Origin of the sequence: uncultured Thiocystis sp. (assembly GCF_903866365.1) — a bacterium.
Lineage (GTDB): Bacteria > Pseudomonadota > Gammaproteobacteria > Chromatiales > Chromatiaceae > Chromatium.
The window spans coordinates 1-10,918 of the sequence record NZ_CAIPNF010000477.1; the positions used below are offsets into that span (position 1 = coordinate 1).

The 10,918-nt window shown below is 65.2% G+C and carries 13 protein-coding genes; 3 read left to right on the top strand and 10 right to left on the bottom strand.

The features are described from left to right. The 10 genes from QZY07_RS26060 to sigZ all read right to left on the bottom strand — a co-directional run. On the bottom strand, window positions 1–935 hold a 935-nt coding region (locus QZY07_RS26060), incomplete at its 3' end, for a permease (RefSeq protein ID WP_295409131.1). Between the two features lie 328 nt (window positions 936–1,263). Next, window positions 1,264–2,343, bottom strand: coding sequence for a phosphate ABC transporter substrate-binding protein PstS (gene pstS, locus QZY07_RS26065; RefSeq protein ID WP_295409133.1), 1,080 nt, complete (start codon window positions 2,341–2,343; stop codon window positions 1,264–1,266). 119 nt (window positions 2,344–2,462) lie between these two features. Then, window positions 2,463–2,957, bottom strand: a complete 495-nt coding sequence (locus tag QZY07_RS26070) for an arsenate reductase ArsC (RefSeq protein WP_295409135.1) — start codon at window positions 2,955–2,957, stop codon at window positions 2,463–2,465. Window positions 2,958–3,191: 234 nt separating this feature from the next. Next, a complete protein-coding gene (locus QZY07_RS26075) occupies window positions 3,192–3,596 on the bottom strand; it encodes a cation-transporting P-type ATPase (RefSeq protein WP_295409154.1) in 405 nt (134 codons plus the stop codon). A 74-nt stretch (window positions 3,597–3,670) separates the two neighbouring features. After that, a complete protein-coding gene (locus QZY07_RS26080; RefSeq protein WP_295409137.1) occupies window positions 3,671–4,276 on the bottom strand; it encodes an FmdE family protein in 606 nt (201 codons plus the stop codon). A 77-nt stretch (window positions 4,277–4,353) separates the two neighbouring features. After that, window positions 4,354–5,100, bottom strand: a complete 747-nt coding sequence (locus QZY07_RS26085; protein ID WP_295409139.1) for a sulfite exporter TauE/SafE family protein — start codon at window positions 5,098–5,100, stop codon at window positions 4,354–4,356. Next, window positions 5,097–5,819: an FmdE family protein gene (locus QZY07_RS26090; RefSeq protein ID WP_295409141.1), complete on the bottom strand. Its 723-nt coding sequence runs from the start codon at window positions 5,817–5,819 to the stop codon at window positions 5,097–5,099. Before QZY07_RS26090 ends, QZY07_RS26085 begins: the two co-directional genes overlap by 4 nt. A gap of 191 nt (window positions 5,820–6,010) precedes the next feature. Next, window positions 6,011–6,925, bottom strand: a complete 915-nt coding sequence (locus QZY07_RS26095) for a cation diffusion facilitator family transporter (RefSeq protein ID WP_295409143.1) — start codon at window positions 6,923–6,925, stop codon at window positions 6,011–6,013. A 74-nt stretch (window positions 6,926–6,999) separates the two neighbouring features. Next, a complete protein-coding gene (locus tag QZY07_RS26100) occupies window positions 7,000–7,947 on the bottom strand; it encodes a rhodanese-like domain-containing protein (RefSeq protein WP_295409144.1) in 948 nt (315 codons plus the stop codon). 148 nt (window positions 7,948–8,095) lie between these two features. Further along, window positions 8,096–8,662, bottom strand: a complete 567-nt coding sequence (gene sigZ, locus QZY07_RS26105; RefSeq protein WP_295409146.1) for an RNA polymerase sigma factor SigZ — start codon at window positions 8,660–8,662, stop codon at window positions 8,096–8,098. A 204-nt stretch (window positions 8,663–8,866) separates the two neighbouring features. Here sigZ and QZY07_RS26110 point away from each other — a divergent pair, with 204 nt between their 5' ends. The 3 genes from QZY07_RS26110 to QZY07_RS26120 form a co-directional block, all read left to right on the top strand. Beyond that, a complete protein-coding gene (locus QZY07_RS26110) occupies window positions 8,867–9,706 on the top strand; it encodes a phosphate ABC transporter substrate-binding protein (RefSeq protein WP_295409148.1) in 840 nt (279 codons plus the stop codon). 15 nt (window positions 9,707–9,721) lie between these two features. Beyond that, window positions 9,722–10,720 (top strand): HAMP domain-containing protein, encoded by a 999-nt coding sequence (locus QZY07_RS26115; protein WP_295409150.1) that lies wholly within the window; start codon window positions 9,722–9,724, stop codon window positions 10,718–10,720. 12 nt (window positions 10,721–10,732) lie between these two features. Next, on the top strand, window positions 10,733–10,918 hold a 186-nt coding region (locus QZY07_RS26120), incomplete at its 3' end, for a hypothetical protein (protein WP_295409152.1).

Genomic DNA, 10,918 nt, shown 5'->3' on the forward strand with positions numbered 1-10,918 from the left:
GGGGCGGAGAGCGCGATGACGCTCATCATGAAGGCCAGTGTGGTGCCGAGCGCCGCGCCCTTGCCGATCAGCGCCTCGACGATGGGGATGATGCCGGCCGCGTTGGTGTACATGGGCACCCCGAGCACCACCGCCGCCGGGACCGCCCACCAGACATCGCGGCCCATGAAGGCGGCCATGAAGTCCTCCGGCACATAGCCGTGGATCAGCGCGCCGAGCCCGATACCGAGCAGCACATAGGGCCAGACGCGACCGACGATCTCGCGCACATGTTTGAGCCCGGCCGCCAGGCGTTCCGGCCAGGGATAGGTCTGTCCGACCGTGCCCGTCGCCTCGCCCAAGTGGATCGCCCGCACCCAGTCCTCCAGATGGCGCTCCATTTTCAGCTCGCCGATGATCAGCCCGGCGACGATGGCCACGAGCAGCCCCAGCCCCAGATAAAGCAGCGCCACCTTCCAGCCGAACAGCCCGAGCAGCAGCGCCAACGCCACCTCGTTCACCATGGGCGCGGCGATCAGGAAGGAGAAAGTGATGCCGAGCGGCACCCCAGCGGAGAGAAAGCCGATGAAGAGCGGCACCGCCGAGCAGGAGCAGAAGGGCGTGACGATGCCGAGCGAGGCGGCCATGGCGTTGCCCACCCCCAGCCGCCGCCCGGTCAGCAGGGCGCGGGTGCGCTCCGGGGCGAAAAAGGTCTGGATCACGCCCATCACGAAGACGATGCCGGTCAGCAGGAGCAGCACCTTGGGGGTGTCGTAGAGAAAGAAATGCACCGCCTCGCCGAGAGGGGTCGCGCGGGTCAGGCCCAGCGCGCCGATTGCCAGATCGGCGATCTCGGTCAGATAGCTGTAGAGCAGCACCCAGAGGGCAGCGGCGATGGGCAGGCCCGCCAGCCAGGAGGCGAGGCGGGGTTGGTCGGTGGTCGTGGCTTGGGTCATGGTTGGATCGGATGCGCGGCTTGATTAGGAGTGAAGACGAAGCGGGAGCGAAAAGGATGCATGGGACGTGCGCGAGCCCGCGACCGGATTATCTTCCGGTCGTCACGATCGTCGTTTCGAGACACGCTTAAGGCGCGTGGCGGGAGCCATGGACGGATGCCTGATCGCCGTGGAGCAGGGCTTCAATCGGGGGAGGTACGGCCCTCGGACGGTCAGACCAACGCGGTCCAGCCCACGCGGGGTTGGCTTGCCGGTCGACCGTTCGGGGATGGGCAGGTCGCCCAGCGCGGGGCGCTGGGCGGCTTGGTGCCAGAGCCCGCGTGCCGGGCTAGCGATCGAGACTGTCGAGCTTGATGAGTGCGGCCTGCGCGATGTTCTCCGGCAGGGGGACGTAGCGTAGCGCTTCCGCTTGGCCCTGGCCGTCGGTCAGGATCCAGCGGACCATGGCCTTGACGGCCTCGGCCTTGGCGGGATCCTGGTACTGACGGTGCAGCAGCAGCCAGGTGTAGGTCACGATCGGATAGGAGCGCGTGCCCTCGGGGTCGGTGATCACGACGTCGAGTGTCTCCGGGAGGGCGTCCGAGCCGCCGGTCAGGGCGCGCTGCCCGGTCTCGACATTGGGGGCGATGAAACCGCCGGCGCGATTTTCCAGCCAGGCGAGCGGGAGCCGGAGCCGTTCTGCGAAACCGGATTCGACATAGCCGATCGATCCCTCCGTGAGCTTGATACGTTGGGCAACCCCTTCGTTGCCGCGCGCGACCATGGCCCCACCCGGCCAGTCGAGGCGTTTGCCGACGCCAGGCCCCGCCGCCCAGGCCGGGCTGACGGCCGCGAGATGATTGGTGAAGGCGAAAGTCGTGCCGCTGCTGTCCAGTCGCGCAACGACCTGGATCAGCTTGTGAGGCAGGTTCACCCCGGGATTGGCCGCCGCGATGCGCGGATCGTCCCAGCGACTGATCTTGTCCAGAAAGATGTCGGGGTAGACGTCCCGTGGCAGATTCAGCGGACCCTGCACGCCGGGCAGATTGTAGGTGATGGCGATCATGCCCGCCGTGACCGGAATCTGGACGACGTTGCCCGCGACCTTGGCCCGCTCCTCGGGCGTGAGCGGCGCGTCCGTCGCACCGATGTCGACCTCTCCAGCGAGGAAGCGATCAATCCCTTCGCCACTGCCGACCACCGCGTAGCTCAGGGCGAGATCCGGGTGCTGCCCGCTGTAGATCTTCATCCATTGCTGAATGATCGGGGCGGCGAAGGTGGAGCCGGCGCCGGTCAGTGACTGGGTCGCACCGGGCGGGTGGATCTCGAACACAGGCCCGCCCGCGTGCGCACTCGGTAACGACAGGACGAGGCCGAGCCAGAGCACGGACCTCATGAATCGGGTGAACGATGGGGCGAATGAGGACATCGGATTCTCCGGACGGTTGATCGAATGAGGAGCAACACCACACATCATCGCAGTGGAATGTGATCGTTTGGTGAGTCTTGGGTGACAGCCAGGCGACCCTGTCAAGACTCTTAGACGGCTCAGTGCTCGCCGATGCGGTCGAGCTCACGCTGGAGCTTCAGTCGATCCAATGAGGCAAAGGGCAGGGCGACGAAGATCTTGATACGGTTCTCCAACTCGCGCATCGCGGTACGAAAGGCGTTGAGCCGGGTCAGCTCATCGCCTTCCACGGCGGCGGGATCTTCGATGCCCCAATGGGCGATCATCGGCTGGCCGGGCCAGATCGGACACATCTCGCCCTTCGCCTTGTCGCAGACCGTGATCACGAAATCCATCGCCGGCGCGTCGGGTTGGGCAAACTCCGCCCAGTCCTTACTGCGCAGTCCGTCGGTCAGAAAGTTGTTGCGACCGAGGATCTCCAGCGCCAGCGGATGCACCTCCCCTTTGGGATGGCTACCGGCGCTGAAACCGCGAAAGCGGCCCGCGCCCCAGCGCTCGATGAGACGTTCGGCAAGAATGCTGCGCGCGGAATTGCCGGTACAGAGGAAGAGCATGTTTAAGGGCTTGTCGTTCATGGTTGGGAGGCTATTGGCTGTGAGCGGATGAGAGCGAAGACGCGGGGTCGCAAGGGGCGGGTCTGGACTGGAAGTCGCCGCGCGTCACCAGTTTTTCGATTATATATTCTCAGGCATATATATAGGCAAGTGAAGCTTTGTGACGGCTAGGCGGATTGCTCCAGCGTTCACGACCTATTTTCTTATTAATTGCTTTATAATTCAGTTGATTATATTGATGTCTTGGCGCGGTGCTCAAGGGTGTGAGCAGTCTGGATGGTTTTGTGGCGTGGCGATAGTATGTGACGAAAGCGATATCATCGCGATACGCTGGAGCGGGGAGCCGCGGGACTGGACGTTACGCGAGCGTGCGATGATCGCCGTCAGACGCCGCCTCAATGGTGCCGTCGGCGAATCAAACCCGTTCGGCCAGGTCGTGATCGCCCGCTCGGCCTTGCCCTCTTGATCGAGCGTCAACCCGAGCGTGACCAGGACGAAGCCGAACAGGATCAGCCCTTCCTGCAATTCGCCGAAGATGAGATACAGCGTGCCGGCGGTGAGCAGCAGCAGAAACATCGGCTCCCGCGCCGTCTCCCAAGCGATGGTGAGCAGGCTGCGCCGCTGCCCTCCGGGCAGGGCATTGGGGCCGTCCTCGGCCAGGCGCCAGGCGCCGGGCGACGTCGGCGGTTGCGAGTCCGCCCGGCTCGGTCGAGGTGTTCGCGCTCATGATGCGCTCATCGCTCATACCCGGAGCAGGGGATGCAGACGTGCTTCTCACCCACTACCCGCAGATAGGCCTTCGCGGTCAGCTCGCCACAGGCGCCGCACGGCACGAAGCCTATCACCTCCGGCAGCCAGTCGCGCTCGAACTGAAAGACCTCGCCGAGGGTCAGGATGTCTGCCTCCGGGGCATTCCAGATCAGATCGACCAGCTCCAGTTGCTCGGCCTCGGGGATGTCGTCCGGTTCGATCCCCTGACCGCGCTTGGTCATGAAGGCAGAGGCGCCGATCTGCTTTTGCAGGGTCGGCTTGTAGCTGACTCGGATCGCCCGGTTGCTCGCCCGCTCGATGACGGTGACCGCGAGCTTGCCGTAGGGGGTCTTCTCCAGATTACCCTTGCCCAGGGTGCAGCCGGTCGCGGACTGCACCCCGTCGCCGAAGCACATGCCGCCGTGGTCCTCGCCGATCTCGACGAAGGCGTGGAGCTGGCGTCCGCCGGAGCGCTTCACCTCCAGGACCCGCAGGGCGGCGAGCCCCACTCGGACACCGGCCACACTTGCCCAGCAGCGGTGACCATGGAATTCGAGCGCCTTGAGGAGGGTTTGACGGTCATCGTTCATGTTCAGGTTCCTGATTCAGGGATGAATCGTTCAGAGAAAGGGTCAATGCGCCATGTCGCACCAGAGCCGCATCGCGGTCACAGCAGATCCCACGCCGTCTTGACGGCGACCGCGATCAGGACCAGGGCAATGGCGCGCTTCAACTGCGCGGCCGACAGGCGTTCGGTCGCCAGCCAGGCACCCAACGCCGCGCCGCCCATCGTCGCCAGCGCGGTGACAACGAGCAGGGCGGTGTCGATGCGCGCGACCTGGACATGGGCCAGAAAGCCACTGATGGAGGCAAAGATCACGACGAAGGAGGCGCTGGCCGAGGCCCGTTTGGGCTCCAGGCCGGACGCCACCAGGGCCGGGACGATGATGTTGCCGCCACCCACCCCGAGTAGGCCGCCGATGAAGCCGGCCACACCGCCCACCGGCAGGCCCAGCGCGAGGGTGGTCGCCAGCGACGCGCGGGTCGCGCGCGGTTTGGGCTGGTACAACACCATCATCGCTGCGGCGAAGACCAGAAAGCCCACGAACAGCCACAACAGCAGGCTGCGATCCAGGCCGTGGGCGGTCCAAACCCCGACCGGCGACAACCCGACCGCCAGCACCAGCATCGGCAGGACCAGCCGCCATTCCACCAGCCCCTTGCGCACAAAGGCGATGGAGGCGACCGACATCCCCACCGCGTTGAGCAGCAGGGCAGTGGCCATGGCGGTGTGCAACTCGATCCCGAAGGCCAGGAAGACCGGGATCAGGATCAGGGCCGCACCCACCCCAGCCATGCTGAAGAGCGTCGTCAGGGCGAAGGTCAGCAGACCGGCGATGACGAGCAGGGTCATGAGGTGGTCCGCGGTTCACGGATCCCGGTGAGCTGCTCGTGGCAGGGGATGCAGACCCGTTGCTCGCCCGCCAGGCGGGCGTAGCCCTCGACCACCATCTCACCGCAGGCGTCGCAGACCAGACCGTCGAAGGAATGGCGATGCCGCTCGACCGGATGCTCGAACACCGGGCCGACGCTCAGGAGTTGGTCGGCGGGTGCGCTCATGACCCGATCGACCAGCGGCTGGACCACCTCCAAGGGGACTTGTGATGCCGGGATCCCTTTCTCCCGATAGTCCTTGAAGAAGGCGGTTTGCTTGTTGGCCAGCATCGCCTCCGCCGTCGGGGTGACCCGCACCGCCCGCCCGGTGGCACCCTCGATCAGGGTCACGCCCCACTTGCCGTAGTGCAGCTTCTTGATGTTGCCCTTGCCGAAGGTGCAGCCGGTGACCATCTGCACGCCATCGGCGAAGCAGGTGGCGCAGTGGTCCTCGCCGAGTTCCACCAGGGCGAGGAGCTGACCGTCCGCCGCCCGCTCCACTCCCAGGGCGTTGAGTGCCGCCGCGCCGATGCGCAGACCCATCGGCATCGCCGGGCATTTGTGGCCGTGCAGGGCCAGGCCGTGTTCATAGAAATCCTTGGCTTCGATCATGGGTGAGACATCCTCGAAATAGGTTGTGGAAAACAGCGGATGGCCCGCGACATGAAAGGAGACGAAGGCGACGGCAAAAGGATGCACCCCAGCCAACCGCAGGTACGTTGCGGGGCGGTCCCGGCAGGTCAGCCGATGGGCGCAGCCGTCCGTTGGCCCGCCCGCTGGGCTTGATCAACGATTGTGATGATCGACGTGCGGCGGCCCGCACGTCCGTTCGCTATCGCACCTAAGCGCCGCCGCAACCGGGCATCTCCCGGTCATCGCGGACGGATCGCTCAGGACAGTCCCGGGCAGGTTGTCGGATGGGCGCAGCCGCCCTCGGGCCGACCGATCTCGATCTGCATCGTGGGGTGATCGATATCGAAGTGCGCATGAAGCGCCGTCGCCGTCTCGCTCAGAAAGGCGTCGCCGGGATGGCCATTCGGCATGACGAGGTGGACACTCAGGGCGGTCTCGGTGGTACTGATGGCCCAGATGTGCAGGTCATGGATGTCGGTCACGCCGGGGCGCTCGCGCAGCCAGGCGGCGACGGCGGGCAGGTCCACCTGCTCCGGCACCCCGTCGAACAGCAGATGCAGGGACTGCCGGAACAAGCCCCAGGTGCCGATCACGATAACCAAGGCGATGACCATGCTGGTCGCCGGGTCCAGCCAACTCCAGGCGGTCCACAGATAGAGCGCGCCGGCCGCGACCACCCCCAGCGACACCAGCGCATCCGCCGCCATGTGCAGGAAGGCGCCGCGCAGGTTGAGGTCGGATTTACGCCCGGACATGAACAAAGCGGCGGTGATGCCGTTGACGACCACCCCGATGGCGGCAATGACCATGATGGTCACGCCTGCGGTCGGTGCGGGTGCTTGCAGCCGGTGGACGGCCTCCCACAGCAGCGAGCCCATGGCCACCAGCAACACCGTGGCGTTGGCGAAGGCCGCGAGGATCGAGGCGCGCCGCCAACCATAGGTATGACGGGCATTGGCCCGGAGGCGACCGGCCAGCGTCGCCCCCCACGCCAGCGCGAGTCCACCGACGTCGGAGAGGTTGTGACCCGCATCGGCCAGCAGCGCCAGTGAGTCGACCCGCCAACCGTAGAAAGCCTCCACGGCCACATACAACAGATTGAGACCAATGCCGATGGCAAAGGCACGATTGAACGCTTGGGGAGCCTGGTGATAGTGTTCGGCGTGGTTCAAGACAGCTCTCCCGGCGATGGTGCGTTCGCGGACGCAAAAAAGATCCACAACCCCTGTTGCAGGGCATCAGGCGCCTAAAGCGCGAAGTCGCCTCCCAGCGGCTCCGGTCCCTCGACCACCGGCAGGGTCAGCTCGTTGCCCCAGTGCGACCAGCCGCCGTTGTAGAGCCGCACGTCGCGGTAGCCCAGCGACTTGAGCTGGAGATAGGCCAGGCTCATGCGGAAGCCGTCGTGACAGTAGACGTAGAGGCGCTTGTCCTTGGGGATGGACGCATAGAGCGTCGCCAGCGTAGCCTCGTCGCGCCACTTGCCGGTTTGGCCGTCCACCCCATCCAGACTCACGCGATTGACCGCGCCGGGGATGTGTCCGCCCTGGATCGCATGGCGGATCACCTCGCCGGTATACATGTCGTGGGGACGGGCATCGATCAGGATGACCTTGGGATCGCGGCGCGAGACCACGTCGTCATAGACCTGGGTCCATTCGACGAAGAGGTCGGGATTGGCGTCCTTGAGGGTCACCGAGCCGCGCGGGCGGGCTGGAGTGGGCTCCTTGGTCAGCTCGTTGAATCCGGTCCATTCGAGTGTGCCGCCGTTGAGAATCTTGACCTTCTGCATGTCGAACCCGTACAGCTCCAGCAGATAGTAGAGGCGGGAGGTGAGCGCGGTGCTGGAGTCGTCATAGAGGACCAGCAGGGAGTCGTCGTTCACGCCCCAACCGCGCAGGGTCTCCTGGAAGGCGGAGCGGGAGGGGAAGCGCATGATGGGGCTGGCCTGGTTGTCGCCGAGATCCTTGAAACGCTGCACCTGAACCGCGCCCGGGATATGGCCGACGGTGAAATAGCGGTGCGGGTGATAGCGGACCTCCAGCACGATGAGGTTCTCGTCGTCGAGATGCCCAGCGAGCCAGTCGGCATCGACCAGGAAGGATGGACTGGCGAGGGCGGGCAAGGCCGAGAGTCCCAAAAGCAGTAGCGCGGTCAGCCAGCGCGACGAGAACGAGCGGGAAAGGGCGTGCGGCATGTGAGGATCCTCCGATGATTGCGATTGGGCGCTAATGGCCGATGTTGGCCATTGGCTCGACTCACCCAGGTGACTCGAACACTGTCGCGCGATGTCACCCGATACCTGGTCGATCGTGCGGTGGCGCAGAGTACCACCGGATACGCGGTTACTCCGGCCCACGCGGCGTGAAGCAGCAGACCCGCCCTTCCTCATCGAAGCGCACCTGACAGGCTTCCACTAAACGTTGCTGCAAGCGGGCGCGCGCCCGCTGGACGCGCGACTTGGCGCCGGGCAGCGAGATCCCCAGCCGGTCGGCCAGGACTTGTTGGGACTGACCCTCGATGTCGCACAGGGTCAGGGCGAACCGGTCGGTCTCGGACAGCTCCGCGAGCACTCGGGGCAGACACTGGTGGAGGTCGTCCACTGGGGCAGGTGTCGCGCTGGCCGAGGCGGGGAGATCGTCCGGCAGCGTGAGGTGCGTGCGGTGCGCTCGAAACCGGTCGGTGAGCGTGTTGCGCGTCACCTGGAACAGCCAGGCGCGCGGGTTCGCGACTGCGCAGAAACGCCGGCCTTGCTGCAACACCTTGAGGAAAGCGTCGTGCAGCAGATCTTCGGCGTCCTGGGGATCGTTCAGACGGTGACGCAGATAGCCGCGCAGTTCGGCCTCGTGGGTCGACCAGGCGGCAAGCAGGCAGGCGGGAGCGGGGCTGTTCAGAGTGGAGCGTGTGTGCAATGGCTTCGTCCAGGATTCAACATCGATCCGTCGGCGTGACCGACAAGCGCCCAGTCGATCACGGAGTCGGTGTATCCAGATCGGAATCTGGCGTTTGGCCTTTATACTGCCATGCCTGCCGGACATGCCAACCGGATCATTGGCCTGGTGCGTCTTCACGGCCTGGTTTGGATCTGTCGTCAATCGCTGAGGAGAAAACAAGGCGTGAGGATTACCAACAGCTTCGCATTCCATCTGACACGCGTGGTCGCGCTGACGTTCGCCGCGCCACTGGTCTGGGCGCTGGACATCTCGGGGGCCAGCACGGTTCAGCCGGTGGTCGAGCGTCTGATTCCGCTTTTTACCCAGCACGGCGGGGAAGCCGTCCAACTCGCCGGCGGCGGCAGCGGGGCCGGGGTCAAGAATACCCTCGCCGGGACCAGTCAGATCGGTATGGTGTCGCGCGAGCTCAAGGCGTCGGAACAGACCGAACTCAAGAACACCGTCATCGCGATGGATGCCCTGGCGATCATCGTCAACCAGGACAACCCGCTGACCCAACTCACCAAATCCCAGCTCATCGAACTCTACACCGGCAAGATCACGAACTGGTCAGCACTGGGTGGTCCGGATCTCGCCGTGGTGCGGGTGACCAAGGAGGTCGGACGCAGCACGATCGAACTCTTCGAGCACTTTACGGGACTGCAAAGCCCGGATCGCGAGCAGACCGACAAGCCGTTGATCACCAAGGATGCCTATGTCATCGGCTCGAATCTGGAATCGCTGACCCTGGTCGGCGGTTTGCCCGGCGCCATCGGCTATGTGTCGGTCGGAACGGCCCGCGCCATGGCCGAAGCCGGTCTGCCGGTCAAGGTGCTCACCCTGGACGGCGTGGAGCCGTCCGACGCGGCCATCCGCGAGCGGCGCTACCCGATCGTGCGGCCACTGAATCTCGTCTACCGTGAGGCGACGCCGACCGTCGCGGCCTTTCTGGCGCTCGCCCTGAGCGGTGAGGGTCAGGCGGTGGTGAAGTTACTCGGTTTTTTGCCGGTCGGCGACCGCTGAAGAGTAGAGTAGACCATGCACATGACGCTGACCAAGAAGATGATTGCCCCCTATGCCCTGCTGGGAATCCTCGTGCTGGCCCTGCTGTCGGTCCTGTTCGCCTTCGACCTGAAACGCCAGGGCGTGGCGGCGGATGAGCGCGCCCTGTTGGAGATCGGCTCGGCGGTGCGCGAAATCGCCGCGCGGGTCCAGACCGGCATCCTGACCCGCGAGGAAGCCATGGCGATCGAGATCGCCCAGGTCGCGCGACGCGCGGATGGCTTGATCGCCCGCCTGGGGCCAGACGGCGAGGGGCTGCACACTCCGTTCCAGGACTACTTCGCCGCCATGGTCGCTGTGAATTCTGTGTACCTGGAAAACCGCACCGAGGAGGGCGCGCAGCGGCTCGGTCAACTACGCGAGCAGGAGCGGGGGATCGATGCCTCCATCGTCACCCGGATTGCCGCTGCGGAGGCCGAGCGCGCGCGGCTGACGACGCTTGCCTGGCTCTTTCAGGGGGTGGTCCTGATCGTCGTCCTCGCCATGCTGGGGTTGGTTTCGGTCCTGGTGCTGCGCGGCGTCATCCAGCCCATCGGCCGGGCGGTGCGGGTGGCCGAGGCGATCGCGGCCGGGGATTTGTCCGGGACCATCGCGGTCACCGGCAACGACGAAATCACCCAGCTCCTGCGGGCGCTCCAGATCATGCAGGAGGCCTTGCGCATCCTGCTGGTCGGCATCAAGAACATCGTCGGCAAGGCGACGCGGGGCGACTTCGACGAGCGGCTCGACATCGCCCAGCAACAGGGCGTCGCGCGCGAGCTTGCCGAACTGATCAACCAGATGACCGGCATCACCCGCGCTGGGTTGCATGACGTCATGCGGGTGACGGACGCCCTGGCCAAGGGGGATTTGAGCCAACGCATCGACGGAGACTATCCCGGCATCTTTGGCCAGACCCAACTGGGGGTCAACACCCATAAGCGCCAACATAGCCGACAAGCCCTTGAAAATCAGTGGAGAGGTGCGATGTGTTAGCTTTTTGCTGCCATGCTCCACGCCCCTCAGCCCGTCGATCTTGCGTTTGAAGCGTTTCTGAAGGAAGTGCCACCCGAGTACGCGACGATGGCGCGTGAGTTCAAGGCATTCGCACGCCCGCGCAAGCTCAAGACGCCGGCGCAATTGCTTCAGGTCGTGATGCTCTATTGCGGGCTCGACCAAGCCCTGCGAACCACC

What these genes read in the sequence shown, in the direction of transcription:
- QZY07_RS26080 (WP_295409137.1), bottom strand. Translation starts at nt 4,276, where the DNA reads ATGAACGATGACCGTCAAACCCTCCTCAAGGCGCTCGAATTCCATGGT.
- QZY07_RS26100 (WP_295409144.1), bottom strand. Translation starts at nt 7,947, where the DNA reads ATGCCGCACGCCCTTTCCCGCTCGTTCTCGTCGCGCTGGCTGACCGCG.
- pstS (WP_295409133.1), bottom strand. Translation starts at nt 2,343, where the DNA reads ATGTCCTCATTCGCCCCATCGTTCACCCGATTCATGAGGTCCGTGCTC.
- QZY07_RS26115 (WP_295409150.1), top strand. Translation starts at nt 9,722, where the DNA reads ATGCACATGACGCTGACCAAGAAGATGATTGCCCCCTATGCCCTGCTG.
- QZY07_RS26085 (WP_295409139.1), bottom strand. Translation starts at nt 5,100, where the DNA reads ATGACCCTGCTCGTCATCGCCGGTCTGCTGACCTTCGCCCTGACGACG.
- QZY07_RS26070 (WP_295409135.1), bottom strand. Translation starts at nt 2,957, where the DNA reads ATGAACGACAAGCCCTTAAACATGCTCTTCCTCTGTACCGGCAATTCC.